General features: G+C 58.6%; 24 protein-coding genes. 5 read left to right on the forward strand and 19 right to left on the reverse strand.

The annotated features are described in order from the left end of the window. Positions 1 to 151: 151 nt before the first annotated feature. The 12 genes from EU556_RS11265 to EU556_RS11315 form a co-directional block, all read right to left on the reverse strand. On the reverse strand, positions 152 to 2,932 hold the full coding sequence (locus EU556_RS11265; protein ID WP_167855545.1) for a S8 family peptidase: 2,781 nt from the start codon (positions 2,930 to 2,932) through the stop codon (positions 152 to 154). Positions 2,933 to 3,219: 287 nt separating this feature from the next. Then, positions 3,220 to 3,480 (reverse strand): hypothetical protein, encoded by a 261-nt coding sequence (locus EU556_RS11270; protein ID WP_135434188.1) that lies wholly within the window; start codon positions 3,478 to 3,480, stop codon positions 3,220 to 3,222. A gap of 111 nt (positions 3,481 to 3,591) precedes the next feature. Continuing rightward, positions 3,592 to 4,338 carry a LytR/AlgR family response regulator transcription factor gene (locus EU556_RS11275; protein ID WP_135434190.1) on the reverse strand — a complete coding sequence of 249 codons (747 nt, stop codon included), beginning with the start codon at positions 4,336 to 4,338 and terminating at the stop codon, positions 3,592 to 3,594. A 19-nt stretch (positions 4,339 to 4,357) separates the two neighbouring features. After that, on the reverse strand, positions 4,358 to 5,476 hold the full coding sequence (locus tag EU556_RS11280; protein WP_135434192.1) for a sensor histidine kinase: 1,119 nt from the start codon (positions 5,474 to 5,476) through the stop codon (positions 4,358 to 4,360). Positions 5,477 to 5,489: 13 nt separating this feature from the next. Beyond that, positions 5,490 to 6,053, reverse strand: coding sequence for a DUF7010 family protein (locus EU556_RS11285; protein ID WP_245327579.1), 564 nt, complete (start codon positions 6,051 to 6,053; stop codon positions 5,490 to 5,492). Positions 6,054 to 6,161: 108 nt separating this feature from the next. After that, entirely contained in the window at positions 6,162 to 7,106 is a 945-nt protein-coding gene (locus EU556_RS11290) for an alpha/beta fold hydrolase (RefSeq protein ID WP_135434196.1), read from the reverse strand. Positions 7,107 to 7,355: 249 nt separating this feature from the next. After that, a complete protein-coding gene (locus EU556_RS11295) occupies positions 7,356 to 7,670 on the reverse strand; it encodes a sll1863 family stress response protein (RefSeq protein ID WP_135434198.1) in 315 nt (104 codons plus the stop codon). 196 nt (positions 7,671 to 7,866) lie between these two features. After that, positions 7,867 to 8,418, reverse strand: a complete 552-nt coding sequence (locus EU556_RS11300; RefSeq protein ID WP_135434200.1) for a hypothetical protein — start codon at positions 8,416 to 8,418, stop codon at positions 7,867 to 7,869. 57 nt (positions 8,419 to 8,475) lie between these two features. Further along, positions 8,476 to 9,699: a PQQ-dependent sugar dehydrogenase gene (locus EU556_RS11305; RefSeq protein WP_135434202.1), complete on the reverse strand. Its 1,224-nt coding sequence runs from the start codon at positions 9,697 to 9,699 to the stop codon at positions 8,476 to 8,478. A 55-nt stretch (positions 9,700 to 9,754) separates the two neighbouring features. Beyond that, positions 9,755 to 9,886, reverse strand: a complete 132-nt coding sequence (locus EU556_RS26650) for a hypothetical protein (RefSeq protein ID WP_262709650.1) — start codon at positions 9,884 to 9,886, stop codon at positions 9,755 to 9,757. A gap of 739 nt (positions 9,887 to 10,625) precedes the next feature. Beyond that, positions 10,626 to 11,228 carry a DUF3575 domain-containing protein gene (locus tag EU556_RS11310; RefSeq protein WP_135434204.1) on the reverse strand — a complete coding sequence of 201 codons (603 nt, stop codon included), beginning with the start codon at positions 11,226 to 11,228 and terminating at the stop codon, positions 10,626 to 10,628. Positions 11,229 to 11,232: 4 nt separating this feature from the next. Beyond that, the gene (locus EU556_RS11315) at positions 11,233 to 11,832 is read right to left on the reverse strand and encodes a hypothetical protein (protein WP_135434206.1); all 600 of its coding nucleotides are present in this window, start codon (positions 11,830 to 11,832) and stop codon (positions 11,233 to 11,235) included. Positions 11,833 to 12,143: 311 nt separating this feature from the next. Between EU556_RS11315 and EU556_RS11320 the strand changes: the two genes are divergently transcribed. Then, positions 12,144 to 14,264, forward strand: coding sequence for a TonB-dependent receptor family protein (locus EU556_RS11320; protein ID WP_135434208.1), 2,121 nt, complete (start codon positions 12,144 to 12,146; stop codon positions 14,262 to 14,264). Positions 14,265 to 14,680: 416 nt separating this feature from the next. Here the strand turns inward: EU556_RS11320 and EU556_RS11325 are convergent, their stop codons facing one another. From EU556_RS11325 to EU556_RS11335, 3 genes are all read right to left on the reverse strand, one after another. Beyond that, complete coding sequence (locus EU556_RS11325) at positions 14,681 to 15,499, reverse strand: universal stress protein (RefSeq protein ID WP_135434210.1); 819 nt, start codon at positions 15,497 to 15,499, stop codon at positions 14,681 to 14,683. A 185-nt stretch (positions 15,500 to 15,684) separates the two neighbouring features. Next, positions 15,685 to 15,963, reverse strand: a complete 279-nt coding sequence (locus tag EU556_RS11330; RefSeq protein ID WP_135434212.1) for a hypothetical protein — start codon at positions 15,961 to 15,963, stop codon at positions 15,685 to 15,687. A 31-nt stretch (positions 15,964 to 15,994) separates the two neighbouring features. Then, complete coding sequence (locus tag EU556_RS11335; protein WP_135434214.1) at positions 15,995 to 16,528, reverse strand: hypothetical protein; 534 nt, start codon at positions 16,526 to 16,528, stop codon at positions 15,995 to 15,997. Positions 16,529 to 16,689: 161 nt separating this feature from the next. Here EU556_RS11335 and EU556_RS11340 point away from each other — a divergent pair, with 161 nt between their 5' ends. Then, a complete protein-coding gene (locus EU556_RS11340; protein ID WP_135434216.1) occupies positions 16,690 to 16,965 on the forward strand; it encodes a GNAT family N-acetyltransferase in 276 nt (91 codons plus the stop codon). A gap of 115 nt (positions 16,966 to 17,080) precedes the next feature. Here EU556_RS11340 and EU556_RS11345 read toward each other — a convergent pair whose 3' ends face one another. The 3 genes from EU556_RS11345 to EU556_RS11355 form a co-directional block, all read right to left on the reverse strand. Beyond that, positions 17,081 to 17,581, reverse strand: a complete 501-nt coding sequence (locus tag EU556_RS11345) for a fasciclin domain-containing protein (RefSeq protein WP_245327666.1) — start codon at positions 17,579 to 17,581, stop codon at positions 17,081 to 17,083. A 446-nt stretch (positions 17,582 to 18,027) separates the two neighbouring features. Beyond that, entirely contained in the window at positions 18,028 to 18,264 is a 237-nt protein-coding gene (locus EU556_RS11350) for a hypothetical protein (protein WP_135434220.1), read from the reverse strand. Between the two features lie 121 nt (positions 18,265 to 18,385). Continuing rightward, positions 18,386 to 19,867, reverse strand: coding sequence for a sensor histidine kinase (locus EU556_RS11355; RefSeq protein ID WP_245327582.1), 1,482 nt, complete (start codon positions 19,865 to 19,867; stop codon positions 18,386 to 18,388). 262 nt (positions 19,868 to 20,129) lie between these two features. On the opposite strand from EU556_RS11355, the gene EU556_RS26475 reads away from it, so the two are divergent. The 3 genes from EU556_RS26475 to EU556_RS11370 are packed head-to-tail and all read left to right on the forward strand — an operon-like array spanning position 20,130 to position 23,770. Next, entirely contained in the window at positions 20,130 to 22,346 is a 2,217-nt protein-coding gene (locus EU556_RS26475) for a sensor histidine kinase (protein WP_135434222.1), read from the forward strand. Beyond that, entirely contained in the window at positions 22,327 to 22,716 is a 390-nt protein-coding gene (locus tag EU556_RS11365) for a response regulator transcription factor (RefSeq protein ID WP_135434224.1), read from the forward strand. Before EU556_RS26475 ends, EU556_RS11365 begins: the two co-directional genes overlap by 20 nt. Positions 22,717 to 22,723: 7 nt before the next feature. After that, positions 22,724 to 23,770, forward strand: a complete 1,047-nt coding sequence (locus EU556_RS11370; protein WP_135434226.1) for an adenylate/guanylate cyclase domain-containing protein — start codon at positions 22,724 to 22,726, stop codon at positions 23,768 to 23,770. 76 nt (positions 23,771 to 23,846) lie between these two features. On the opposite strand, the gene EU556_RS11375 is transcribed toward EU556_RS11370, so the two are convergent. Then, complete coding sequence (locus EU556_RS11375) at positions 23,847 to 26,909, reverse strand: cyclic nucleotide-binding domain-containing protein (RefSeq protein WP_135434227.1); 3,063 nt, start codon at positions 26,907 to 26,909, stop codon at positions 23,847 to 23,849. Between the last annotated feature and the right edge of the window lie 29 nt (positions 26,910 to 26,938).

The raw sequence follows: 26,938 nt of genomic DNA on the forward strand, positions 1-26,938 counted from the left end.
GGCCTTTTAGCTCAACCGCATTGCCCACCATTTCTGCCCTGCTTGCAGCAGCTTGTCTGAGTTATACCCCACCTGCATTACGCCGTGGCCTAGTGACCCGTGCTTCTACTGCTGCCCCACTAGCTTATGGCTACTGCACCTAGGCCAGCTACTAGGGCTGCACCACAATGCGTTGGCTGAAGACACCCGTAGCCGTTAAAATCTGCACCAAGTACATGCCTGCGGCGTGGCGGCTTAGGTCGAGCTGGGTGGTGCCTGTGACCACATGCTGGCGCAGTACCGACTGGCCTAGCGCAGAAACTACCTGCACGGTGGCACTTCCTAGGCCACTGGGTACTACAAGTTGCACGCGGCCTGTGGTGGGGTTGGGGTACAGCTGCCACCCCGCGGGTATTGTGGCGGCCCGCACTGGCAACACCTGAGAGTAGCGCGACTGCGCAGCCTCGGCGGCGGTGCGTAGCTGCGCCAGCGTGGGAGCCGCTAGTACGGCAAAGGCTACCACTACCGAGTCGCCGGGGGCCAGACGTGACAGGGCAGCTCCCGTTACCTGGGCCACATCCGTACCCGTGGGCTGGCCTACCTTTGCATTACGCGTGCCACTGCTTAGCGTCAGAAACTTCTCGGCGGTGCTAAAGCCGTTGCCCAAATACACCGGCGCGGTAGGGTCATCGGCCATGGAGTATACGCTTGGCTTACCCCCAGTCAGGTGCTTGACGCCCACGTACTGCGTAGGGTTGGCAGGAGAGTACGCATAGGACAATGCCCGAGTAGAGTCCCAATCGGCGGCGTTGCGAGCGGCGTTAGGAGCCAGGTCCCAATCCATAAACAAGCCCGCATGTAGGGGCCGTAAGGTATCGGCGGTAAGATTGGTCAGGTGGTACTCTAGAATGACGTAGTCGCGGTGCGGCGCGGTAGCCCAGGCGTAGGCCACTTGGCGCACTCGCACGCCCACGGTTCGGCCTCGGGTATCACTGGGCAGAGAGTCGCGGAGGGTGCCGTAGGCCTCTTGGTCGGCACGCACGGCCTGCGCACGCAGCGTAGTGCTCACCTGTGAGTAAAAGTTCTGGTCGCTCTTGGGCCAGTTGCTGCGCAGGTTATTGGAAATGCGGGTGGGCGAGGTAGCCACCAGTAGGCCACCCTCGTAAAGCAAGGGGGGGCCGCTCTTATAGCTAACCCCTTCCCCAATGCTGTTGTTGAGGTTTACGTAGCCTAGCTTGCCCCGACTCGTGAGCGTCAGGCGCAGGTTGTTGGCATCCAGCACCACATAGTCGGGGTTCAGCAGCAGGGTCTCGTATTGATCTTCCTGGTACCCGGTAGCAGCATCCTCCAAATGATAGCGCAATACCGCCGTGGTATTAAGCGGGACCGTGCCAGCCACAGCTAGTTGAAAAGGCGCGGCCGAGTTGCTGGAACGTTGCAGCGTGGCCAACGCCCCGGCCACAAAAGAGCCTTGCCGCACCATGAGGTAGTTGGAGAGCGAAGTAACCGTAACGGTTAGGCCCGTAACAGGCTGAAGCAGGTTTTGCACGTTTACCGTCAGTTGCAGTGCATCACCGGGCTGAAAGGCGGCTCGTGCCGGGTTAATCGTGCTGCTCGTCACGCGCGCCGACCGACGGTCGGTGAGAGCTACAGCGCGCAGCACGTTCAGGCGGCCTGTGCCTAGTTTGCCTACATAGGCAGTGTTGCCTGGCAACGCATACACATTATCAGTAGTCTGCCGGAGTTGCGCCGCCACCTGGGCGGCGTTAAACTGCGGAAACTTCACCCGAACCAGCGCCGCCGCCCCAGCCACCAAGGGTGACGCGAAAGAGGAACCTCCCACCGGATAATAATCAGAATCGTTGTTGCCCAGAGTGGTGACGATTTGCAGGCCAGGCGCCGTGAGGTCGACGCGGCGGCTGTACGTTGTATTGGGTCCCTTCTCATCCGAGGGTGACACAGAGGCCACAGACAGCACATTCTGGTAGCTGGCGGGGTAGAAGTCCAGCTCGGCATTAGTGTTGCCCGCGGCGGCCACTATAACCACATCGTGGTTGATGGCGGCGTAATTGATAATGTCTTGCTCGAACTGTGAGCGGCCTCCTTCGCCTCCCCAAGAGAGGTTTATGACTTTGCACCCGTGGTCGGCAGCGTACACAATGGCTTCAAAACCGCCAAAGCTGCCTTCTGGAGTGCTGGGGTATATCTTTAGAGGCATGAACCGGCACTTAAAGCCTACCCCCGCAATGCCCTTGGCATTGTCGGCAGCGCCGGCCGCGCAGCCCGCCACCAGAATGCCATGGACGCTGTTTGCCTCGCGGGTAGCATCGTTGTCGTTGTCGGCAAAATCCCAGCCCCGGTAGTTATCGATATAGCCGTCGTGGTCGTTGTCGATACCATCAATAGGGTCGAGACGGTTAAGCTGAATCTGGCTGGCCAAATCCTCGTGGGTGTAGCGGGTGCCACCGTCAACAATGCCAATGACCATGCTAGTGTCGCCCTTGGTAATATCCCAGGCCCGATAAGCCCGGATATTCTTTAGGTGGTACTGGCCATTGGTGTTAGTAGAATCGGCCAGCGGGTCGGAGGGCTGGTACAGGGGCTGACGGCTGTAGCGGGGCTCGGCGTATTCTACAGCACCGCTGAGTAGGAGGAGCTGGCAGGCTTTTTCGGGGGCTAGACGGCGGTCAAACTCCACCTGGTAGAGCAGACTTAAATCGACGCCGCCGGGACGCTTGAGAGCAACGCCGGAGGCCTGCGGAAATTTCTGGTGCACGGCCGTGGCGCCCACACTGTTCAGCGCGGTTTGGAGGGCAGGCATAGCCACGCCATTCGTTTTGGCCTGAGCGGCATACGCCGGCTTTAGTCGAAACACTAAGCGGCCGGGCTCGGCGGTAGTTCCCGGAGCTACCACTATGGGCAGCGCTGGCCCTTGAGCCCGGACGGATTGCACCAGTGGGCTAAGCAATAACCAATAAAATAGAGTGCGAAGTACTAGTCTAACCATCCAGCAAAATCCCCAGAGTCAAAGATATAAGTACGTAAAAGTAACATTTTCGGATGCTACATACGTCCTTGAGGAGTACCCTTATTTTTGGCTGTGTACAGCGGTGGAAATTAACCAAGGTAGCTTAGCATTAATTAGTTATCCAACTTAGATGGGACCTGTTTATACCCCCTAAAACACAAAAAGGTCACTCCAGGGTAGGAGGACCTTTTAGGATCAAGAACAAGCACTATTTACTTAGGCTTGTTGCTGTATTTATATGGCTTGCCCGCATCAACCATGCGAAATTTGTAGGGGTTGTTGCCATTCATGTCGAGACCAAAACCAATAGTGTTGCGGTTCCTCTTGAACTGGGCTTTGTTGTTGCCGCGCCTTTCGCCTTTCACCTTCACCGAGCCGTAGCTGTTGCGGGGGTTGTGCAACACTTTCTCCTGTGAGCAAGATGTGCCGGTTAGAAATAGGCCTAGAGCAGAAATGTATAGTAACGCTTTCATGGGAAGAGAGTCTCGGTGAGGGAAGCTGCCGGCGGGCAGCGAGCAACTAGCTCTGCTCCGTGTACTAACGTCGGCGGGAAAAAGATGCAAGCAGGTTGATTTTCTGCCGGTTTATAGACTCATCAGCTCCCGGAAACGCACCGACTGTTGCCGGGATACTTCCACCTCTGGGCCGTCGCGCAGCTGAATTTTGAGGGTGTTGCTGAACCAGGGCTCAATTGCGGCAATCCACTTCAAATTGATTATCTGCTGACGGTTGGCGCGGAAAAACACTTTCGGGTCGAGGCGGGCCTCCAGGTGTTGCAGGGTGCGCGGAATCAGCGGACGGTGCTGCTCAAAGTATATCTGGGTGTAGCTGCCATTAATTTCAAATAGCTTGATATCGGCCAGGCGCACAAACCAGCACCGCTCGCCATCTTTCACAAATACCTGGTCCTGGGCAGACAGCGGGGTAGGTGCTGGCTCGTCGGTTGGGCTAGGCCCGGCTACTTCGGTCAGCACGGGTGCCATACGCTTCAGGCGGGCCTTCGCCAGCGCAGCCGCCAAGCGGCTTTCCTGCACGGGCTTCAGCAGATAATCAAGGGCGTTTACCTCAAACGCGCGCAGGGCGTATTCGTCATACGCGGTGGTAAAGATGACGTGAGGGGCGTGGTCGAGGGTGGCCAGCAACTCAAAACCCGTCTCGCCGGGCATGTGAATGTCGAGAAACAATAAATCGGGCTGGAGCTGCTGCAGGCAGGTGCGGGCTTCGGCCGCGTGGCGGGCTTCGCCTACAATGTGCACATCCGGAAAGGCTTGTAATAAATGGCGCAGCTCGGCGCGAGCCAGGCGCGAGTCGTCAACTAGCAGGGCATTCATGCAGGAATGATAGAGCAAATTAAGAGTGTGAAACCAGCGCCGGCGTGCTGAGGGGAGCGGTAGCAATAGGAAGGTGCAGCGTTGCCAGCACTGCCTCTCGCTGGGTAGGGTCGTTGGTGATGCTCAGTCCCGCGGAGGAGCCGTACAGCAGGGCCATTCGCTCGCGGGCATTGCGGAGGCCTACGCCCGCGTGGCCAGGCTGAGGTTGGTACTGACCCGTACTACGAACCTCAATATGCAGGGAGTTAGTGGCCGGCTCTAGCTGCGCCCGCAACCGAATGAATCCGCCTTCGGGCCGGGGAGAAATACCGTGCTTAATGGCGTTTTCCACCAGCAGCTGCAGCGTCATGGGCGGAATCTGCACGGATAAGGCCGCGGGGTCTACATCGAGGGAGTAGGTGAGCCGTTCTTCCAGTTGCAACGCTTCTAGCTGCAGGTAATGCTCCACTATTTCCAGCTCCCGACCCAAAGGCACCTGCTCGGCGCTATTGAGCTGAATGGAGTAGCGCAGCAGGTCAGAGAGGTGGGTAATCATGTCGCGGGCCCGCAGAGGGTCTTCCATTACCAGGGCCCGGATGTTGTTGAGCCCATTGAACATGAAATGCGGATTGATTTGGGCTTTCAGGGTGCGCATTTCGGCCTCCTGCACGGCCGTGGCCAGCTTCCACTTATCTACTTCCGCCTGCTTGTAGCGGGTGAGGTAATGCCAGCCAAAGTAAAACCCCGCCCACAGCCACAGCAGAATATTAACGTTGATGGCATACACAAAAAACTGCGCCCAGCCGTGCGGGCTATTGCTAGCGGGCTTTATTAGGAAGATAATCAGAGACCATATAATGACCTGGCTGAGCAACGATAGCACGGCGTGCGCAACCAACAACCGCCCCAAGAGCGGCAGGGGCGGCAGCTGCTCCCACTTGTAAGCCCGCAGGTGGTAGCGTAGCCAGTGGGTGACAACCAACATGGTAAAGGCAATGGCCAGGTTGATCTTGACCATGTCGGCGGAGGCTGAGCCAGCGAAGGCGAAGCCCACCACGCAGATAACGAAGTAGAACCCCCAGGCCAGGATCTGGCAACGCCAGTACAAGCGACTAGGGGCAGGAACGGCAGCGTAGGGAAACATAGCGTGAGCAGACATTCGGATACGTGGCCTAGCTCGCGGGCAGGGCTAGCGGGGCGTACGCTTGTTTGTTGCGGCGGTAGGCCACACGGAGCAAACCACTTAACACCAGCAGAGCGCCAACCATAAACACCGGAATTATATAGAGCTGAGTTACAGGCAAGCGCAGTCCCAGCACCAAGCATCCTATCGGGATTATACCCGCCATAGCTGCGTAGGGACGGGCGTAGTACAGCCAGGCATACGGAAAGAAATGCGCCCCCGTGATAATGCCGTAGGTCATGATGAAATAAGCGGGGTACTTGGCATAGACGAACACAAGAAAGGGGAAGTAAAACAGCTGCGCAACATTCAGCCACAGGCCTAGGGGCTGAAGCGGATTGTGCGGCAGGCGCCACGTGGTGCCCACTACCTTGGAGAAAAGCATGGCCAGCGGAAACGTGGCAGGCCCTACAAAAAAGGTGATGAATGCCTTGTGCCCGGGCGAGTAAGGCAGCGTCCAGACGAAGGCAATAATGGCCCAGACCACGCTGGCCGCCATCAGAAAGTCGAGCCCGTTCTTGGCTTTCACCGACAGCTCAAGGCGGAGCGCCATAAATTCTTCTTGCCGAAGCATATGCACCAAGTAGGATAAGATGGAGAGGTGAAGATAGGCGGAGCGGCCGTGCGCCGCTCCGCTGGAAAGGCATACTTCCTAAGCAAGCTACTTTTTAGCCAAGCTATGCTGCTTCAGGAAAGCATCCGTCTGGGCGAAAAACCATTGAGTATCATCCCACATCAAAAAGTGCTTGCCTGCCTCCGACATCTCAATGCGGTGCTGGGGCAGCTTGGCGTACTGCTGCTCAAACACGGCCTTGGTGCCTTCCTTGGTGGAGCCGTAGGCTTTGTAGGCGGCCCAGGCGCCCAGCACCAGCGTGGGCTGCTGAATACGAGCCACTTCCGAGCGTAGGTCGGTGGTCATAAGGTCGTAGTAGGCCTGGGCTACGGTAGCCGGGGCGGAGGCCATCGACCAGTGAGTGGCCTGCGAGATGCGCGCCGTGTCGGTCATCATGGAGGCCGAGGTCTGGCGTGCCATGGCCTGCTGCATCTTGCCCTGGCTCATCTGCTGACGCATATTTTCAGCCATGGGCTTAGCCTGCTCGGCCGTAAGCGAGGGGTTTTGAATAGCGGCCAAGAAGGGTAGGGAGTCTACGATAACCAGCGGGCCAACGGAATCGGGCTGGGTGGTGCTCAGCCACAAACCCATAAAGCCTCCTAGGCTGTGGCCTACCACTACGGGCCGGGTGAGTTTTTGCGTTTTGATGTAGGCCAGTAGCTGGTCGCGGACCTGCTGCAGAAACTGCTGGGTGTTGGGCAGGGCGGGCGTCCCGCCAAACCCCGCCAACGACACTACGTGGCACTGGTACTGCTTCTGATAATGCGCTACAGTCTCGTTCCATACTGCGCCAGGGCACGTAAGGCCCGGAATCAGGAGCATGGGCTGGCCTTTCCCCACTACCTGCACCGTAAATGCGGGGTGCGCGGCGGGGTTGTCGGGAGAGGCTAGGGCTGCGGCAGAGGCTGGCGCGGCAGCTTGAGCAGCTGGGAGGCTGGCCCCCGAAAGCAGAAGGGCAACAAGGCAGGCGCGGAGAGAAGCAGTCAGGATCATGGGAGTAAGGTGGTTAGTGGTTGCTTGATGGATCAAACATAGCCGAACCTTTCTCCCAGTGGAATCAAATTTCAGTGAACGGTAAATCAGCCAGCCGAACTGTTAGAATACCCCTTCGATCTGTGGCCTCCGCGCAGTGGTTGGCAGTGGCCTAGGCTGGTGATATAGTTAGCAAACAAAAAGCCCTGCCATCGGCAGGGCTTATGATGTTACGCCGAAGCGCTAGGCCAGTATGGTTGGCTCAGTCGGTTAAATGATATTGCGCAGATCATTGCGCAGGTTCTCAATACCGCGCCAAATCTCGTCCCAGGTGCTGCGGTCGGAGTCGGAGGGTGGGGTTTGAGCCGCGGGAGCATCTTTGAGCTGCGCGGCTAAACCGGCCCGCTTAGTTTCCAGGGCGGCAATGTGCTCGTGGTAGGTATGCTGAGAATTGGCTGTGGTAGCGTGGGCGCGATTTTGCAGGGTCCGGATTTTGGCATCCAACTCCTCAAGGGCTTGGTGGAGCTCGGTGGCAGACAGGTGCGTGGGTACGCGCACATGCTCGGGGGAAGGCGTAGCAGACATAGCGGAAAGTAGTTAGTGAACGGTAACCGCGAAGTAGAAGCAGTCAACCCTTAGCGTACTGTTTTCGCGCCGGAAAAGATACATGGGGCGGTGATACGTGAATGAGCAATTGAGTGAAGTGGTCTTGCGGGTACGCTGTCCACCCTCACACTGACAGATAGTCTAAGCCACTTCACTCATTCACTCAATCATTCATTTACTGTATCACCGTAGGCACCCCAAGCTCGCGGGCGAGAGGGGCAGCGGCTGAGGAGTAGAGTAGTGTAAGCAGCTCGTTGGTGGCGGGCTCCAGCTCCACGAGGTAATCTTCATGCAGCTTGGCGGTTTGCTTAAGCACATCGTGGGTGCGGCGCGCAAGGTGCTGCAAGAGAGGCTGGGTAGGGCCGTGCAGCCGCGCTACGGCCTCGGGCTGATGCCGCAATACGTTGGTGAGCAGGCGAAGCGTGAGCTCCACCTCCCCAAATACGTCGCCGGTGATACGGGCGTGGTAGGCCAGTCGCGCCTGCAACTGCCGCACTATATGCAGCAGATCATTGGGGGTTTGGTGGTAGCCACGCACGGGGTCGTCTACTTGAGTGCGTAGCCGTTCGCGGCGCTGCTCCAGTGCATCCTCACCCTCCAGCAACCGGTAGCTAAGCTGTTCGGTGAGTACGGCATCCTGAGCCACGAGCTTGGCTAAGAGCTGGTCTTTTTCTTTCTGGGGGAGGTTAAGCAGCGCTTTGCGCAGTTCGGGGGAGAGGGCGGGCATAGAAAGTAGAACGCAATTTCAAGGCGTCAGATTCCCGTAAGAAAGGGCTGTACTGGCCTAGCTGCGCTTTTTGGCCTTGGGCGTACGGTTGTTGGTGGCATACGCCACGCGGTAAATTACGCCGTTGTCATCGTCCGAAACCAGCAGGGAGCCGTCGGGGTGCTGAATGAGGCCGCAGGGTCGCCCAAACTCCGATTTATCGTTTTCCACCAGCCACCCCGTAATAAAGTCCTCGAACTGCTGGGGCTGACCCTGCTCGTTGAAGCGCACCCGCACAATCTTGTAGCCCGAAGGTTGGGCGCGGTTCCAGGAGCCATGCATGGTCACGAAGGCATCGTTCTTGTACTCGCTCGGGAACTGAGTGCCGCGGTTGAATACTAGGCCTAGTGGAGCCGAGTGGGCCTTATATAACAGTAGAGGGCGCACGGCTTTGGCATCGAATTGCGCGTAGGTTTCGCCGCTCTTGGGCTTGTTGGCGGGGTAGGGCTTGCCATCGGCAATGATGGACGGCCAGCCGTAGTTGGCGCCCTGCTTGATCTGGTTGAACTCCTCTTGTTGATCTTCATCGCCCAGCCAGTCGATGCCGTGGTCCATGCCGTAGAGCTGGCCGGTAGTGGGGTGCCAATCGAAGCCGATGGTGTTGCGCAGGCCGTGGGCGTATACCTGCCGGCCCGAGCCATCGGTGTTTAACTGCATCAGGGTGGCGTTTTCGGGATTATCCTCGTCGCAGGCGTTGCAGGTGCTTCCTACCGAGAGGTAAAGCTTTTTATCGGGCCCGAACTGCAACGTGCGGTTGGCGTGCTGACCGGCATCGGGCAGGTCTTTATAGAGCGTTTTCAGCTCGCCTAAGGTGCCATCGGGCTTTATGTCAGCCACGTACACCTCCCGAATGGCAGCCAGGTACAGCTTGCCATCTTGCATGGCTAGGCCATGTAGGTGCTCTTTCTGAGCCACTTGCTGCCGCACTTCAGCCTTGCCGTCTTTGTTGGCGTCGCGCAGTAAGGTAACGGTGCCCTTCACCCGGTTCGAGACGTACAGGTCGCCGTTGGGGGCCACGACCAGCATGCGGGGCATCTCGAGCCCCTCGGCATAGGGGGTGATGGTGAAGCCCGCGGGAGCTTTAAGGCTCGCTATGCGCTCGGGTGTAGCTGGCAGCTTCTTGGGTAGGTAAATATTGCCCGTCATTTTGAAAGGCGTGGCTTCGGGTGGTACGTTTTGAGCCGTGGTAGTGAAGCCCACCAGCAGCGCCGCGGCCAAAGGAATAGTCAGTTTCGGAAGCATAACACAGGTGAATTGTCGTGCTTAGTTCAACTGCATTCCTGGGGCTGAGGTTGCGCTAGTAAAGTACCTGGCGCCACTGCCGCCGTAGCCGCCACCCGGAGAGGAGGCCTAGCAACAGCAGGAGAAATAAGGTGTTGCGCCAGTCGGGAGTGGATAGATAGGTTTTGGCATCGGTGAGCCATTGCATCAATTCTTCATCAAAATTGGCTGGATTTCAGACACGAGCCATCTACGTTAAACTTGATTGGGAGAACGTATGTCCGGGTAATAGGCCTCTCCGTGAATACAAGTGGTGTAATGAGCACGTCTGAGCCGATACCGTTTTGCTGATACGTTCTCCCAATCAAGTTTAACGTAGATGGCTCGTGTCTGAAATCCAGCCAATAGCGTTTGAGCCCTTGCTGTTGGGTAATATCAAGTAGACGAATAAAGGAATAATAGGTAGTTGTGGGATGTATATAGACACGTAGCCCTCTCGGCTTAGCCGTAACTTGGTTGAGCCAAATACCTGCAATTTCTATTGTGCGGAATGTAAAATAATCCTTCAGAAAATCACCCGTGAGGCTAATGGATGTCCAAGGGCCCCATTGAGTAATTTGCTTTTCGGTAGGGTACCCCCATGGTCTCTCTTCTACAGTCGGATGGAGTAGAGGAGGCAAAATTGTTATAACAACATGCTTAGGTTGTAACTCCTTCATCCTCGGCAAGGCCACGCAACCTACCAACAGCAGCCATGCCAGCGCCAGCAGCCCCGGCGGAAGTAACAGCGGCCTATAATGTCGGCGCGGTATCTGAGAAGGAAAAAGGCAGGAGGCATTAGAATACGGTACTTACTATAGGATATAGCCGGGGCGCAACAACAACGAGGCGTACGGGAGCCGAGTCAATTTAGGGTGGCGCCAGATAGGCAGACGCCACCCTAGAACTTACTGCTTCTTTAGCCGCACACCTACTGTAAAGCCTGCGCGCAGCCATACAAACTGCGTAGAGGTAGTGTAGGCCATACTTCCCGAGTCACCAGAAGTTGTTTGCCAACGGTAAGCCGGGCCGGCAAATAGTTCGGCTGTTAGCCAGGAGTAAAGTGCTTGGTAGCCTACCACAACTCCAGCTTCACGTTCCGTCCTGCGCCGACGAGGCAAGCTGAACTGCGGATCATCTCCGGCCCCTAAATGCAGTTGGCCAAGCCCCACAAACGGACTGGCAAACAGACCTGTGGCGGGCTGCTCCGGTCGGAAATAATACCGATAGTCTAGGTACGCTTTCAGGCCTTGGTCGGGGTGGGCATCCGGGGCGGAAAAATGGCGGTAACTGCCAACCATCTGCAGGGATGAATGCGGCGTTGGGCCCACTTCTGCCCCCAGCGCTACAGACAAAGGAATTCGCTCCTCTACCTGCAAAAGGGGATTTGCGCTCAGCTTAACTGTTACGGTCTGCCCCCGTGCAACCGGTGTCATGCACAGCAGACTTAGTAGCAATAAGAAATACTGACGGTAACAAAGGCGGGAATAGCGGATAAAGACTGCTAGCATAAACTCAAGATAACTCTCGGAGAAAATACACTGCTGCCCCCACGGCCGCTAGGCCTAGGCAAGCGAGCAAGGCGGTACTCCAGGCCGGGTGGCGCAGCGGCGCGCCAATCTGCTGCAGCCAGCGCGAAGAAGCAGAACTGGCGGAGTCGGGTGCCGCTGGGGCCGCAGAGTAAAGCGCATCATGGTTGGGAGCAGAACCCGAAACAGGTGCTTGCTGGGCATCAGTGAAAGCGTACAGCACAGGAGTTGGCGCGTGAATGTCGAAGACGTATTTTTTTACATTCCACTGGCTCACGCAATCCACTACATCTACCACACGGCCAAAGCGGGCCCCTGCGCCAAAGCGCACGGCTACTCCCGTGGTATTGTTAGGAAACTGCTGCATGTGCCCTAGCTTCCGCCACAACAGGCGTAGGTTCAGGCTGTCGGCCCGGTTATTACCGGTCAGCCATACGGTTTGCCATTGGCGCAGCCGACGTATCTCAGCTGGCTGGGGCATGTAAGACCACTTGTCGGAAGGTTGGAATTTACTGGGCGGCAGCGGAAACGTCATCTGCAGAATGCTTTGCTTGGGCCTACTAACCTGGTCTTGTAGCATAAGCATATTCACCAGCAACAGTACGGCTACGTCTGGCAGTAAAGCAGGCGCGAAGAGCAGGCAAGGTGGCCTACGGAATAGGGAGTGGGCTGGTGTATACACAAGTAGCTATAAATAGTAAGGATATATAGATAAATACGAATTAAGCCGGCGCTTTCGTATACCGCGCCATACGAAAGCGCCACTGTGGCAGCAGATTAACAGATTTTTGCAAACGAAATTGGCGTAACGCGGTATAGTCTGTGGTTGCGCAGATGCACAGTGGCCTAGGCCACCTCCTGAAATCTGGCAGCTTGTTTTGCTTTAGCCATATCCGAATGACCCATTCTTACGCCACGGCGCTGTTGCTGCTGCCCGTTGCCGCCGTTGCCCAAACCGTGCCCACGGCCTTGCCCGATACGGCTACCACTCAAGTTCTTCCAGAAGCTACTGTAACCGGCTACGGGCAGCGGCTGCCCCTGCGCCGAACCGCAGCGGCAGTTGGCGTGCTAGACGCGGCAGTGCTTGAACGCTTTCCGCAAACGGCACTTACACAAGCCGTTAATACGCTGCCCGGCGTGCGCCTAGAGGAGCGGGCCACCGGTAGCTACCGGCTTAGCGTACGGGGCAGTACGCTCCGCTCGCCGTTTGGCGTGCGCAACGTGAAGGTGTATTACCAAGGTATTCCGTTCACCGAAGCCAGCGGCAGCACCTCGCTCAATCTACTCGACCCTAGCCAGCTGGGCGGTATTGAGGTGATAAAAGGACCAACCGCCAGCGTGTACGGGGCCGGGACTGGCGGCGCGGTGCTGCTCACCAACCGTAGGCCACTGCCGGGCACCTCACAGGTGCAGGCGGGCTTTACGGCGGGTAGCTTTGGGCTGCGCCGGTACACCGTAGCCGCCGAAACAGGCACGGCCACCGGCTACGTGCGGGCCCAGTACTCGCGCCAAACCCTCGATGGCTACCGCGAGCAAAGCGCCCTGCGCCGCGAGACCGTGGCGTTGGATGGGGAATTGCGCACCTCCAGCAACGGCACGCTAGGCCTACATGCCCTCTACACCGACCTCAACTACCAACTGCCTGGCGGCCTCACCCGCGCCCAGTTTGAGCAAAATCCCCGGCAAGCCCGCCCCGGCACAGCCACCAGCCCCGGCACCGTAGCGCAACGTGCGTTTTACGCCTCGCGCTCCGTGCTTCTGGGCGCTACCCATGAACTGCAGCTCACCGACCGGCTCAGCACCACGGCTACCCTCTACGGCACGGGCAGTGCCATCCGCACGCCCTACCTGGTAGACTATGAGCGGAACACCCTGCTAGGGGTGGGCGGTCGGGCCGTGGCAAGATACCGCACCGAGCTGGCCGGCCGTACGCTGCGGCTGCAGGGTGGGGGCGAGGTACAGAATGGCTTCGAGAGTTCACGCAACTACCAAAACCGGGCGGGTACCCCCGGCGCACTGCGCTACGACGATGAAATCAGGACGGTGACCGGCTTCGTGTTTGCCCAAGCCGATTATGAACTGCCCGCTGGGTTCCTGCTGACCGCGGGGGCCAGCTACAACCGCCTGCGCTACCGGATTACCCGGGTGTCGGATGCGGCCACTCAGCCCAGCAACTACCGCTTCCAGCGTGACTTCCGGCCCCAGGTGTCGCCGCGAGTGGCGCTGCTGAAGGAGCTGACGCCGCAACTATCCGCCTACGCCAACGTGAGCAGTGGTTTCTCGCCGCCCACGGAAGAAGAGATTCGCCCCTCCGATGGCAGCTTAAACCGCGGGCTACAAGCAGAGCGGGGAACGAGTTACGAGTTAGGGGCCCGGGGTAAGTTTCTGCAGCAGCGCGTGCTGTTTGATGTGGCCGTGTACGACTTCCGGCTACGCCAAACCATTGTGACGCGCAGTGATGAGCAGGGCACGCAGCTGTTCGCCAACTCTGGCAACACTCGTCAGCGTGGCCTAGAAGCGGCCGTAAGTGGCTGGCTGTGGCAGCAAGCTGGGACGCCCGCGGCATCTGCTACGGCCGTAGGCCAGCTGCAGCGTGGTTTGCGGGCCTGGGCTAGCTACGCCTACAACCACTACCGTTTCGGAAGCTACGAGTCGGCGGGCAACGACTACAGCGGCAACCGCCTCACCGGCACCGCACCCCATACGCTCAGCGCCGGCCTCGACTTCAGCGAAGCCCTAGGCTTCTACCTGAATCCTACCGTTAACCACCAAGCCCGTATTCCGCTCACCGACGCCAATACCGTGTACGCCGCTGGTTACTGGACTTTTGGCACGCGGGCAGGATGGCGCCGTACGCTGCTAGGCCACTTGGCGGTGGATGTATTTGGGGGTGTTGAAAACCTAACGGACCGGAACTATAGTCTGGGCAACGACCTGAACGCGTTTGGGGGCCGGTATTTTCAACCCGCTCCGGGCCGCAACTGGTACGGTGGCCTACAAGTAGGCTGGCGGTGGTAATGTAATTTGAATCCTCTTCATGCAACATCCCCCATCCTAACGCTTTGCAGTCAGGATGGGGGATGTTGCACTTCGGGCTAGGCCTCAAGGAGTACTTCAGCTACTACTTCGGGAGTATGCTGATCATCCTCAGTGCTCATAGGAAATGGAGCACTATCCTTGCAGCTACAGAAAGGCAACCCGACGTTGTACGTTTTCCTAAACCTCTCCAGCAGGAATGCTACCATTGAGTTCATCCTAGCCGAAGCACTGCACAATAGTGTGCAAATCTTGGATGTGAGCGGCCGCATGAGTAGAGGGAATAGCTTTAGCCGCACCTATATCTTTGACCTGAGCGTGGGGTATCCCAAGCGGCGTGTACATGGTGCACTTTACAAAGGATTGATAGAGCTAGTCTAGGCCACTCTGCCCTTCGCTCAGTCAACTGTGGGCAACACTAGAATGGGCAAACGACCATGCAATACTAGCTGGGCTGTAACGCTGCGGTTGAAAAGCTGGCCCAGAAAGCTGCGGCGCCGCGCCACTACCACCAACAAATCGGCGTGGGTTTCGGCGGCGCCTTGCAGAATGCCCTCCTCAGTGCGCAGGCTCCGGACGCCGTGGGTATTTACTTGGGCTACTTCAGCCGTTAGGCCACTCTGCACTACGGACGCCAGGGCTGCGGTGCAGTCGTCGTTGTCTTCGGGTTCTACCACATGCACTACCGTTACTGTGGGCTGCAACTGGCCTAGCAGCGGCTGCAAAGGCGCCGTCTGGGGTTTCAGGGCGAAGGGCAGGCCGTCGGCGGCAATGGTGATGCGCTGGGGCGGCACGGCTACCGATGCATGAGCGGGCACTACCAGCAGAGGAGTGCGGGTAGCTCGTAGCAAGGTTAGGGAAGTGGTGCTTACCAACTCGTCGGGCGTATTATCGGTGTCGGGCTTGCCCAAAAACACCAAGCTGGGCTGGTGGCGGCGTACGGCATCTTCCACGGCAGTAGCAATGCCATCGGCCGTTGACTCTACTATCACGGGCACGGGCAGACTGCGGGTGCGCTCAGCTAGGGCGGCGGCTACTTCTCCCTCGGTTAGGTGCTGAATTTTTCCCGTGAAGGCATCCCGATCGAGCAACGACTCTCGGCGAATGTGCAGCAAAATCAGCGTGGCGCCCAGGGGCTGAGCCAGCGCCGCCGCATAGCGTAGTGCGTTGTCGGCGGGGGCAGTGAAGTCGGTGAGAACAAGGAAAGGTGCGAGCATAGACCAATGGAATGGAGCAGGAAGAGAAATGGAATAGCTACTCAGGAGTATACGAGAGTTTGCGCAGCTTATGATGCGGTACCACTCAAGGAATTCTATTCGCCCAATCTATGGGCTCAGCCTAAAAAACAACGAGCCTCCCGCGGTGGCAGGAGGCTCGCTGGCGAGGCCTAGGTGTGAGAGGCCTAGCGGTTATTATCGTCGATGGGGTTGTTGAAACCCGGAATCAGCAGGTTATCGGGCCGGTCGGAGATGTCGCCGTCGGGCCCAGTAGTTTTGCTGTCAGTTGGAATGCCCAGGGTTTCCTGCTCCAGCTGCGCCGAGGTGTCGAGGGTACCTTCTTCGTCGCGTTTGTAGCCGTAGAGCTCTTCGCGGTGCTTGCGCTGCTCTTCCGTCAGATTGGCTCCTGACTTTGGGTCGAGGGCTGCTGCCGGATCTTGCTGGTCGTTTTGCTGATCTGCCATAATATCAAGTAAGGAATGCGGTTCGGGGTGCCTATTTGCCGGGGATGCCAGCTCCGCCATCGGGGCGTAGCGCGCTAAACTCGTCGGGGTTGTCGTTTTTGCCCACATTCGGGTTCATCGGCTTTTCGTCGTCTTCGGCGGCGGGGCCAGTGCTGCGGTTGGCTGGCTCAGCGGTGGCCCAGTTGCGGGTACCGCCACCGTAGCGAGGGTCGTCCTGCGCCCAACCATCGCGCTGCTCCTGGTATTCTGAGTCGGATACTTCGTTGGCCAGGGAGGGGTCGAGGTTTTGCGGAGCACTGCCGCGCTGCTCAGGATAAGCTATAGAAGGAGCCGCCTGTCCACCCTGGGTCTGGCTTTGCTCGCTGCTGGCGGTAGTGCCCGTGGCTGGGGCATGACCAAAGTCGCCGTAGTTCGGTGATTTATGGCCGTGGCCTACTGTGGGCGTTGGAGTGGCACCTTGCCCGCTGTACAGGTTCTCTTGCTGCTGATCGTCGGAGATGTTGCGCGGATCAGTGGCAGAGGTATGTTCCGGATTGGGCTGGTTATGATCGGGGGTAGGTTGCATACAGAAAGAAAGTAAGGGTAGAGAAGTGGGAAACGGGAGAAAAGTACCGGCGCAGTGGCCGGCCTGAGGTACTATACGTAAACTGCCCTGAAAAAGGCTAGCCCTTGTGCTTCGCAGCACCGGGTGGGCACCAGTATCTACCTACATAGACATTTACTTACATGGCCGCGCACGTACAGCATCATCCCGAGGATCAGGAATTTATCATTGACCAAAACGGCGCTGGCGCCGAACTGGCCTACAGCCAAGCTGGTGATACCATCGACTTCACCCACACTTACGTCGACGAAGAACTGCGGGGCAAAGGCCTCGCCGAGACGCTCGCCAAGGCTGGCTTGGCCTACGCCCGCGAGCAGGGCCTGCGCGTGCGCACGAGCTGCGAGTTTATGGCCGGCTACGTGCAGCAGCATCAGGAGTACAACGACATCCTGGCCTAGCCTTTAAGCTGGCATCAGCCGATGAAGGAGCAACTGAAACAGCCCCGGTTTCCTGCAGGAGGCCGGGGCTGTTTTTAGGTGGCAGAGTGGCCTAGGCTACTCCCTGCGCTAGAAATTACTTCGTGGGCATCAGCACCGTGTCAATTACGTGCGTCACGCCGTTCTTCGACACTACGTTCGGGATGGTTACGTTAGCCATGCCGCCTTTGGCATCGTGCAGCATAACTGTGTTACCGCTACGGTGTACCATCAGGGTTTCGCCTTCTACGGTGGTCAGCGTCTGGCCATCTTTCAGGTCGGAGGCCAGTAGGCGACCGGGCACCACGTGGTAGGTGAGGATGGTCGTCAGCTTCTGCTTGTTTTCGGGCATCATCAGGGCCTCAGCCGTGCCAGCGGGCAGCTTGCTGAACGCCGCATTAGTTGGGGCAAACACGGTGAAAGGGCCCGCTCCCTTCAGGGTTTCAACCAGGCCAGCCGCCTTCACTGCACCTACCAGCGTGGTGTGGTCTGTGGAGTTTACCGCGTTATCAACGATGTCTTTGTCGGGTGTCATCATGGCGCCGCCTACCATCACGCCATTGCTGGCCGACTCCGACGACATCTTCATGTTTTTCATGTCCTTGCCTTCGCGGGGCTTGGTGGTGGCCTTCAGCTTGGCGCCGTCTTCCGACTTGCCTTTCACTTTCACTTTGCCATCATCAGCTACTTTGGTTTTCACCGTTGCGCCGTCTTCGCTGGTCTTGGTTTTTTCGCTGTCGGATTTCGACTTGGTTTGGGCTAGCGCGGAGGTAGCGGTGCCAGCAGTAAACAGGGCCGCCAGGGCCAGGGTGGAGAACAAGGTCTTCTTCATGAGTAAGAGTGGGTAGGGGGTGGACGCTGCACTACGCAGCGCCATTGCCGAGCTTATACGCAGAAGATGAGATTTTGGCTATATAAGCCGTTAAGCCGTAGCTGGCTCGTTGGGGAGGCACCATGAGCGAGAGACAACAGGAGGGAGCTAGCAACAAAAAGCCCCGGCGGCTAAGCCAGGGCTTTTGCTTTTTTACGAGTGTGCGCCGGGGTTTATTGGGTATCGGTGGCTGTGCCTTTTGCTTTCATTTTGCCCTCCGCGCCGTGGCTTTTCGTCTTAAGGCCGTCCTTCTTAGCCCCAACCTTGGTTTTCTGCCCATCCATGTCACGGGTCTTCACTTTGTCGTCCTTGGCTTTCACTTTGGCTGGCATCTCAGTTTGGGCAGCGGCCGTGCCAATGGTACCTAACACGCAGGCAGCCAGGGCCGCCGAAAACAGAAACTTTTTCATGGTGTAGAAAGGGTAAGGTGAAAATGAGAGAAAGCCTTGCGGAAGGCCCGGCTAGGCCACTCCCAAGACGCACCTAAATTCTACACCCACCATGAGGACTGTATGAAGTTACCGCCGAGTTTTACGCGCCCGGCAGATGCACCGTAAACTCGCTATACTCCCCCGGCTCCGATTGCACCGTGAGGCGGCCGCCGTGGCCCTTAGTAACAATATCATAGCTCAACGACAGGCCTAGGCCTGTGCCCTCGCCGGGCGGCTTGGTGGTGAAAAAGGGGTGAAAAATTTGGTCGAGCACACTGGGCGAAATACCCGTGCCATTGTCGCGTACCTGCACCAGCACCTCACCACCAACCCGGCGGGTGCTCACGGCTAGGGTTGGGCGGTAGGTGCCGGCCGGCAGGAGCGCCGCCTTCTGCTGCACGGCATAGAAAGCGTTGTTGAACAGGTTGAGCAGCACCCGCCCGATATCCTGAGGTACTACCTGTACTTCGCCCAACTGCAGGGCGTAATCAGTAGTGAGCGTAGCATTGAAAGTGGGGTCTTTGGCGCGCAGGCCGTGGTAGGCTAGGTGGAGGTATTCGTCGCAGAGGGCGTTGAGGTTGGTGAGCTGGCGCTGGCCGGTGCTGGCGCGGCTGTGCTGCAACATGGCCTGCACAATGTTGCCGGCCCGGAGCGCATGTTCGTGTACCTTCTGCTGGCTTTGCGTCAGATCCTGCAGCACCTGCCCGATGGCCGCGCGGTCGTCTTCCGAAAGAGTTTCGTGCGTTAGTGCTTCGCGCAACTCTTCCACCAGCTCTAGGCCTACCTCCGAGAAGTTGTTGACGAAGTTGAGCGGGTTCTGAATTTCGTGGGCAATACCGGCCGTGAGGGCTCCCAGCGAGGCTAGTTTTTCTTGCTGCACCAACTGAGCCTGCGTGGCCTGCAGGTGCTGCAGCGACTGAGCCAGGGTTTCGTTTTGGTGGGTGAGCAGCAGCTCCTGCCGAAAGTTTTCGGTGCGGAAATAGTAGACGACCAGAAACAGCGTCAGAAAAAACAGCACCACGTTCACGTTATAGAAATACGCGCCGTCGGGTACGTAGAGGTGCAGGTTGAGGGTCTGCATGGCGTAACGCACTCCAAAGTAGGCTCCCAGGTTGAGGAGAAACAGCAAGGCCAGCTTCCAGAACGTGCGGAAGAAAAGCATGCCCACAATGCTGTTGGTAATCAGAAAATATTCCACCCCATCGTGACGCCGGGCTACCGCAATAGCGGAGCAGAGTAGCGTCACGCTCAGAATGTTGTAGTACGCTGAGGCATCGTAGCGATGGTAGTAGTTGAGCACCAGGGGCGGCAAATGCAGCAGGAGCCCGCCTAAGCAAATCCGGAAGGTGAGCCAGTCGGGAGAAGCTGAAAAGACCAGCACATACCCGGCGTAAATACCCAGAATAATCCAGCAGATGCCGTTGAGCAAGTGCACCCGCTTTAGCTGCCACACCGTGAGCGTAGGCAGTACGCCCAGGTTGATGGCCTTGCGCCACAGCACCGTCAGCAGCCCGCGGAGGTGGCCTAGCAGTGGCTGCGCACCTCGCTTAGACTGCGACTGCAGGGATGCTAGAATAGACATACACAGGTCTGGCCCCCGCCGCCAGCGTAAATTAAGAGAGAAATAGCGACAATTCTTGCAGATAAAGTAGGCGGCAAGTAGGACATATCTTACAGTATTTAGAAAAATAAAATCATATATAATAATAGTATATTTATACATTAGATGCATCGGCTTATGTTATTCTCGTCAAAGCCGAGCCACAACGTAGTGTGCCAGTTGGTTGCAGCTGCTGTTTTCTTCAACCGCCCGCCTTAGGCTGAATATCAGCCGCTACCTGCCGATGAAAGCCTGTCTCTTGCTGTTGTTGGCACTTATAGCGCAAGTGGCGTTGGCTGAGGCCGCGCCCCAGGGGGTAGTGACCTTTGCACAAATGCCCCCCGACGGCATTCTGCTCAACAGGGGCTGGAAGTACCACCCTGGCGCTAACCTTACCTGGGCTCAGCCCACACTCCCAGACCACCACTGGCAGCCCCTCGACCCCACAGTATGCCTACGTCAGTTGCCACAACTGTCGTCCACGGGTTGGCTCCGGCTGCGGTTTCGGGTGGGGCCGGAGTTACGCCGCCAAGCCCTGGCCCTGCGGGTGTATCAGTACGCAGCATCTGAGATTTACTTCAATGGGCAGCTACTGCGTCGCTATGGTACCCTGAGTGGGCCGCCCGCCAACGTGCAGCCGTACTGGCCCGACGGGGAGCCCATTGAATTGACCCTGAGCGGGCAGCCGGAGCAGGTGCTGGCGGTGCGGTACGCGCTGTGGCCCGGCTTCCGGCAGTTCAGCGACTTTTTTGTGCCCACGTTTTTTCAAGCGCGCCTTGATGGGTTGCGCCAGGTAGTAGAACACAACCAGCGCGAGGCCACATACAAAACCTCCGACATGCTGCTGTTTGGCCTGTTTCTGCTGCTGAGCATGCTGCATCTGGCCTTTTTTCTTTATAACTCTGCCCAGCGGGCCAACCTGTACTTCACGCTTTACACGCTGGCCGTGGCCATCAGCTTTTGCTGCACGGGCTTTCTGGATGAAGTGCACCGCGCCGATGTGCGCCTGGGCCTGGATCTGCTGTCGTACGTGGCCTTGCAAACCGGGGGCGTGCTGGCCGTGCACGCGCTCTATTGCCTGTTTGGCGTCCGGCGTGGCGCCGTGTACTACGGGTTGTGGGTGGTGAATGGGTTTAGCCTAGGCCTGCTGGTGTACGGCCACGAAACCGGCTGGTACCCCACGGTGGCCTTTATGGTGCTGGTGTCGGCGGAGCAACTGCGCCTCACGGTGGGGGCCATGCAGCAAACCCGGCGCGCGGTGGGCATTATTGCCACGGGCTTTGCCATTGCGCTAGTACTGCTGGTGCTGTTTGGCTACTTAGCCCGCTTTCATCAGGCGGTGCTGCAGGCCCAGCTGCTTTCGGTGCCGGTGCATACGCTGCTTACCTTCCCGGCTTTCCTGAGCCCAGTGTTGGCCATTTCGCTGTTCCTGGCCCGGCAGTTTGCCCTGGATAGCCGCCTGCTGAAAATCAAGCTCAACCAAGTGCGCCTGCTTTCGGAGCAAACCCTGGCGCAGCAGCGCGAAAAACAGGTGTTGCTGGCCCAGCAAAATGAAACGCTAGAGCACCAAGTGCAGCAACGCACGGCCGCCCTGCAACGCACCCTATTGCACCTGCAAACCACCCAAGACCAGCTGGTACAACGCGAGAAGATGGCCTCGCTGGGGGAGCTTACGGCCGGTATTGCCCACGAAATCCAGAACCCGCTCAACTTCGTCAATAACTTCGCCGATGTGGCCATTGAGCTGCTGCTGGAATTGAAGGAGGGACCCTTGCCCGCGCTGCCCCCGCCCGATAACGACAATGCCCAAGAGCTGATAGATGAGCTAACCCAGACGCTGGACAAAATCCGGACGCACGGGCACCGGGCCGATGCCATTGTGCGGGGAATGCTGGAACACAGCCGCGCCAGCACTGGCCAGCGTCAGCCCACCAACCTCAACGCCCTCTGCGACGAATACCTCCACCTGGCCTACCACGGCCTGCGCGCCAAAGACCCCGCTTTCAGCGCAGCCCTGGTCACCGACTTTTCGCCGAACCTGGGCTCTATTGAACTGGTGCCCCAGGACATTGGGCGCGTGCTGCTGAACCTGTTCAATAACGCTTTTTATGCCGTGCAAAAGCGGAAGCAGCAGCAGGAGAAGGACTATATGCCCGAAGTGCGGGTTCGGACGCGGCGCACCGACGACACGGTGGCCGTAGTAGTGCGCGACAATGGCACGGGTATTCCGGCCAGCGTGGTCGATAAAATCTACCAGCCCTTTTTCACTACTAAGCCCGCCGGCGAGGGCACAGGCCTAGGCCTGTCGTTGAGCTACGATATCATCACTAAAATTCACCGGGGCACCCTGCGCGTCGATACCAAAGAAGGGCAGTACACCAAGTTCACGGTGAGCTTACCCGTAGGCCAGGGCAGCGAGGTGCCAGCACAACTTTCTTCCGATGAACATACTGGTAGTTGACGACGAGGCCGATGCGCGGCTGCTGTTTGAGCAGCGCTTCCGCCAGGAAATCCGGGAAGGCGCGCTGTCCTTTTCCTTCGCGCTTTCGGGGGAGGAAGCCCTAACTATACTGCGGCAGCCGGGGCACTGCCCAGAGGTAGTCCTGATCTTGTCCGACATCAACCTGCCCGGCATGAGTGGCCTAGAGCTGCTGCGGTGCATCAGGCAGGAGTACCCCGCTGCGCCACCCCAGGTGCTCATGATGATAACTGCTTACGGGAATGAAGCCAGCTACCAACAGGCCCTGGACCTCGGGGCCGCTACTGTCCTGACCAACCCTCTTGATTTTGGAGCCCTGCGGCATCTGCTGCTGCCCCTTACCAACCACTAATGCCGCTATGAAAACGAAGATTCTGGTAGTAGACGATGAGTCCGATCTGCAGCTGCTCATCAAGCAGAAATTCCGGCGCAAAATCCGGGAAGGCGCCTACGAGTTTAAGTTTGCCCGCAATGGGCAGGAGGCCCTGGACTGCCTGGCGCAGTTCCCCGACACTGACATTGTGCTGAGCGACATTAAAATGCCGGTGATGGATGGCCTGACCCTGCTAACCCAGCTTCGGGACCTAAACCCGGTGCTCAAAGTAGTAATGGTATCTGCCTACACGGATATGGCCAATATCCGGACGGCCATGAACCGGGGGGCCTTCGACTTCGTGTGCAAGCCCGTGGACTTCCAAGACCTGGAGCTGACAATTGAGAAAACCGCGGCCCACGTGCTGCAGGTGCGCGAAACCTTGCGGGCCATCCAGGAAAACAACATCCTGAAGATGTACGTGGACGAGACGGTACTCAACTTCATGGGGCGGCCCGGCTTCGAGAACAAGCTTATGGCCAGCGAAACCGTGGAGGCCACCGTGGTTTTCATTGACATCTGCGGGTTTACGGCCCTGGGCGAAAAGCTGCGCGCCGAGGAATTGGTGAGCCTGCTGAACTCGTACTTTGATCAGATGGTGAAGGAAATAATTACGCATGGCGGCTATGTGGATAAGTTTATGGGCGACGCCGTTATGGCCGTGTTCCGGGGCGACTTCCACCTCGACCGTGCCATTGATGCCGCCCTGGCCGTGCGCAGCCTGCTGCAAACCACCTGCAACGTGTCGCTCAACGGGCTAGAGTACCTGCCAGATGTGGCCATTGGCATCAGCACCGGCGAGATGGTATCGGGCAACATCGGCTCGGCCTCCCTCAAGCGCCTCGACTACACCGTCATCGGCGACGCTGTAAACCTGGGCCAGCGTCTGCAGGCTGCCGCCCAGCCCGGTCAAATACTTATCACGGAGGCCACCTACGAGCGCATAAAAGAGTCGTTTCAGTGCCAGTTGCTCAAGGAAATTACGCTCAAACACAAGGCCCACCCCGTGGTGACCTACGAAGTACTGGCCTAGCAGGACCCCTCACTAACTAATGCATTACGGCCGGCTACTACTGCCCGAACTGGCCTAGGCGTTGCACCCTTGGCACCTACACCGGGTGCGGCTCAGAAAGCTGTTTCAGCCGCTCATTTTGCAGGCGCAGGCGCTGGCACAGCACGCGCAGAATATTGTGGAGCACCTCGCTGCATTCCTCCATCACGTCGTAAAAATCTTCCTGATCAAGCCGGAAAGCCGTGACGTCGCCGCGCGCGGTGGCTGTGGCCGAGCGAGGCTCGGCATCCAGCAGCGCCAACTCCCCAAAAAAGTCGCCGGTGCGGAAAGTGGCTAGGTGGTGCTCCTGGTTCATGATGGATACTTCGCCATCGTAGATGATGTAGAGCGAAGTGCCCATGTCGCCCTTCCGGAAAATGGTTTCGCCATCCTGAAACTGCACTTCCTGCATGATAGGCACAATGTTGCTGAGCACGTTCTCCACGGTTTCGGCAAACAGAGTGGTGTGCTTGAGCAGCAACAGTCGGTCGATGGTGGAGACGTGGGTAAGCGGAAGGGGCGGGCTGGTAAGGGCTTCCTGCGCGGGGTAGAGCAGCGTCCAGTGCTCGTATACGGCGGGGTAACGGGCCGGCAACAGTTGCAGCACATCCTCGGCACTTTCGCGCACCAGAGAATTTGGTGCGTTCAGGTAGGTTTGCAGCCACCCAATGGTAGCCGGGGCGGGCTGCCACTGGCGTAGCGCCACGCTAATCGTCCAGGGCGAAAACACCTCGTCGCCGCGCTCCAGGATGCTGGCCACAATAGACTCCGGCGCAACCGGGCCCAGCAGGGTGTCGAACACCTGTACTTTCTTGGTGAGCCGGCCCACATCCACTAGCGCCTGCAACCCCTGGTAAAGTGGCCTAGGGATGAGGTTATCAAGCATTTCGAGGGCGTTGGCTTGCCGCTCGTGGCTGGTGCGGGCTACGTTGCGCTGCGCATCAAGCACGGGCTGCCGGTCGTAGAGCTGGAGCAAAAGGCTGAACAAGCGCTGCTGCACTTTGGTCAGCTCATACTTCAGGCAGGCGCGCAGCTCTACATTGGCACCCAGCATGCCGTGCAGTAGTTGCTGAGCCAGACGCATTTCCTTCTGCATCAGGTTCTGGAACAGCGGAGCCTCGGCTTGCACCGCCGGGAAGCTGCTCAGGGCCTGCAGTGCCGCCGAGCGGCGCCGAAGGTGGGCCTGCTGCGCCAGCGTGACCAGCACGCGCCGGCTGGCGGGGGTAGCCAGATGCGCACAAATGGCCGCCAACCGCCGGAGCATGGCGTAGTCTTTCTCATAGTGCAGGGCCTTCTCCAGGGCGGGCAGCGCAGTCTCACCTAGCCGAATCAGGCCATCGGCTGCGGCTTTACGCAGAGCTTTTTCCTTCACCAGGGAAATAAGCAGCTTGATGGCTTCGGGCGTTGGGGCTTGCGTGGCGGCCTCGGTAGCAGCCTTAATCAGGGCCGGATCGGTGCTGCGCAGGCAGGTGTTGAGCAGGGTTACCTGATGGGGCGGGGGCAGAAATTGGATGAGCGTCAGGGCGGCGCGCCGGGCCGAGGGCTCATCGGCGGTAGCCAGAGCAAGTAGGCTGGCCAGGGCGTAGGGGTGGGTGGGCTGCACCGACAACCGGTTCCAGATGGCCGTCTGGCGCACAACTAGGTCGGGGTGGTGCAGTTGCGCATCTTGGTCAGGGGTACTGGCGGCCCCGGGTGCGGCGTCGGGAGTTGGGGCGGGCACTTCGGCGGTGGCCTGGGCTTCACGGTTGTCCAGGTCTTCCCGCACCCGCAGCAGGTCGGAGGTCGGCCAGGTGGAGGGAGCCGCCAGCTCTGCTGGGGCCAGCGCCGCCGGGAACCGCCGCGCAAGAACCAGCTGCAGCTCCGCCAGGTACTGCCGATGCGTGTGCCGTAGCACAACTATAGTGCCCACCAGCAGCAAGGTTATCCAGAGAAACAGCACCCCCTGGCCTAGGGCCGGAAACTCATACAGCCCAAACAGCAATAGGCCCGTCAGGCCCATGCCCAGTGGCTCGAAGAATCCTTTGACCAAGGTGTGGCCGTGCAGGCGCTCCTGAGGGGCAAGGGGCTGAAACAACACCAGGAATACTGGCTCAAACACCGCCCGCCTCAATACTTCCAGCCCCAAGTACAAGCCGCACAAGCACATCAGGTACGTACTTGCCCCAACCGCCGTAAACTGTAGCCCAATGAGCACAGCTAGGCCACCCAGCGTAACAATGGGCAGCAGGAGCAGCGTGCGGTGCAGGCCTAGCGCATCGAGGCCATGGCGCGTAAGCAGCACTTTGCCCAGCGAGGCCAGCATGTACAGGAAAGCCAGCACGCTACTCACGTACACCAGCAGGCTGCCTTGATCGGGCAACTTCTGCTTCACCTGAATCAGGAAGAGGTACTCAGTGCCCGTGGCCACGGCGGCTACGGCCAGGGCGCTCAGACCCATCGTCAGGAGTAGGGGGGAGCCTCCCAAGTGGCGCAGCACGGGGAAGGAAACGTGTGAGCGTGGGCGCGGCGGAACGGGCTTAGCTTCCACTACATGCGAGCGAAACGTGAGCTGCTGCGCATACAGTGCCCCCACGTAAGCCCCCAGCGCCAGCAATAGCAAGCCCAGCAAACTGGCTTTGTCGTGCACAAAAATGGCTACTAGCGCCCCTAAGGCCTTGGCGGGCAGGTCGCCGGCGCTAATCAGGCTGAACAGCCGCCGGCCTTGCCGCACGTTAAACACCACCGCCGACACCCCCCAGAACTCCAAGTGCGTGAGCAGGTAAATCAGGCGGTAGCCTAACATCAGGCCAATAGCCGTGCCGACGGCAGGCCCCCGAGCCAGCAAGAGGCCCATGAGCAAGGCAAAACCCACCACGGCCAGCAACGTGCGCGTGGCCAGAGTAGGTAGGGGCAGCTGGTGCTCAACGTAGCTATACACCCTGCTGGCCCCTAACAGCAGCAACGTGCTCAGGCCGTAGGCCAGGGGCAGATTGCGGGCGGGCTCGTGGTCTAGCAGCAGTACCGTGGCCACCACGTACACCAGCACGGTGCCAATGCCCAGCAGAAAGTTGTGCAGGAAAAATAGCCACACAGACTTCACCTCGCGAGAGCGGATGCCCAGAAAGTGTTGCCAGGTTTCCATAGTAGTAGGTGTGTAAGGATAGAGCGGCG

The sequence above is a fragment of the Hymenobacter fodinae genome, from assembly GCF_004745825.1.
Lineage (GTDB): Bacteria > Bacteroidota > Bacteroidia > Cytophagales > Hymenobacteraceae > Hymenobacter > Hymenobacter fodinae.

What these genes read in the sequence shown, in the direction of transcription:
- EU556_RS11270 (WP_135434188.1), bottom strand. Translation starts at nt 3,480, where the DNA reads ATGAAAGCGTTACTATACATTTCTGCTCTAGGCCTATTTCTAACCGGC.
- EU556_RS11275 (WP_135434190.1), bottom strand. Translation starts at nt 4,338, where the DNA reads ATGAATGCCCTGCTAGTTGACGACTCGCGCCTGGCTCGCGCCGAGCTG.
- EU556_RS11280 (WP_135434192.1), bottom strand. Translation starts at nt 5,476, where the DNA reads ATGTCTGCTCACGCTATGTTTCCCTACGCTGCCGTTCCTGCCCCTAGT.
- EU556_RS11285 (WP_245327579.1), bottom strand. Translation starts at nt 6,053, where the DNA reads ATGGCGCTCCGCCTTGAGCTGTCGGTGAAAGCCAAGAACGGGCTCGAC.
- EU556_RS11290 (WP_135434196.1), bottom strand. Translation starts at nt 7,106, where the DNA reads ATGATCCTGACTGCTTCTCTCCGCGCCTGCCTTGTTGCCCTTCTGCTT.
- EU556_RS11295 (WP_135434198.1), bottom strand. Translation starts at nt 7,670, where the DNA reads ATGTCTGCTACGCCTTCCCCCGAGCATGTGCGCGTACCCACGCACCTG.
- EU556_RS11300 (WP_135434200.1), bottom strand. Translation starts at nt 8,418, where the DNA reads ATGCCCGCCCTCTCCCCCGAACTGCGCAAAGCGCTGCTTAACCTCCCC.
- EU556_RS11305 (WP_135434202.1), bottom strand. Translation starts at nt 9,699, where the DNA reads ATGCTTCCGAAACTGACTATTCCTTTGGCCGCGGCGCTGCTGGTGGGC.
- EU556_RS26650 (WP_262709650.1), bottom strand. Translation starts at nt 9,886, where the DNA reads ATGCAATGGCTCACCGATGCCAAAACCTATCTATCCACTCCCGACTGG.
- EU556_RS11310 (WP_135434204.1), bottom strand. Translation starts at nt 11,228, where the DNA reads ATGCTAGCAGTCTTTATCCGCTATTCCCGCCTTTGTTACCGTCAGTAT.
- EU556_RS11315 (WP_135434206.1), bottom strand. Translation starts at nt 11,832, where the DNA reads ATGCTTATGCTACAAGACCAGGTTAGTAGGCCCAAGCAAAGCATTCTG.
- EU556_RS11320 (WP_135434208.1), top strand. Translation starts at nt 12,144, where the DNA reads ATGACCCATTCTTACGCCACGGCGCTGTTGCTGCTGCCCGTTGCCGCC.
- EU556_RS11325 (WP_135434210.1), bottom strand. Translation starts at nt 15,499, where the DNA reads ATGCTCGCACCTTTCCTTGTTCTCACCGACTTCACTGCCCCCGCCGAC.
- EU556_RS11330 (WP_135434212.1), bottom strand. Translation starts at nt 15,963, where the DNA reads ATGGCAGATCAGCAAAACGACCAGCAAGATCCGGCAGCAGCCCTCGAC.
- EU556_RS11335 (WP_135434214.1), bottom strand. Translation starts at nt 16,528, where the DNA reads ATGCAACCTACCCCCGATCATAACCAGCCCAATCCGGAACATACCTCT.
- EU556_RS11340 (WP_135434216.1), top strand. Translation starts at nt 16,690, where the DNA reads ATGGCCGCGCACGTACAGCATCATCCCGAGGATCAGGAATTTATCATT.
- EU556_RS11345 (WP_245327666.1), bottom strand. Translation starts at nt 17,581, where the DNA reads ATGAAAAACATGAAGATGTCGTCGGAGTCGGCCAGCAATGGCGTGATG.
- EU556_RS11350 (WP_135434220.1), bottom strand. Translation starts at nt 18,264, where the DNA reads ATGAAAAAGTTTCTGTTTTCGGCGGCCCTGGCTGCCTGCGTGTTAGGT.
- EU556_RS11355 (WP_245327582.1), bottom strand. Translation starts at nt 19,867, where the DNA reads ATGTCTATTCTAGCATCCCTGCAGTCGCAGTCTAAGCGAGGTGCGCAG.
- EU556_RS26475 (WP_135434222.1), top strand. Translation starts at nt 20,130, where the DNA reads ATGAAAGCCTGTCTCTTGCTGTTGTTGGCACTTATAGCGCAAGTGGCG.
- EU556_RS11365 (WP_135434224.1), top strand. Translation starts at nt 22,327, where the DNA reads ATGAACATACTGGTAGTTGACGACGAGGCCGATGCGCGGCTGCTGTTT.
- EU556_RS11370 (WP_135434226.1), top strand. Translation starts at nt 22,724, where the DNA reads ATGAAAACGAAGATTCTGGTAGTAGACGATGAGTCCGATCTGCAGCTG.
- EU556_RS11375 (WP_135434227.1), bottom strand. Translation starts at nt 26,909, where the DNA reads ATGGAAACCTGGCAACACTTTCTGGGCATCCGCTCTCGCGAGGTGAAG.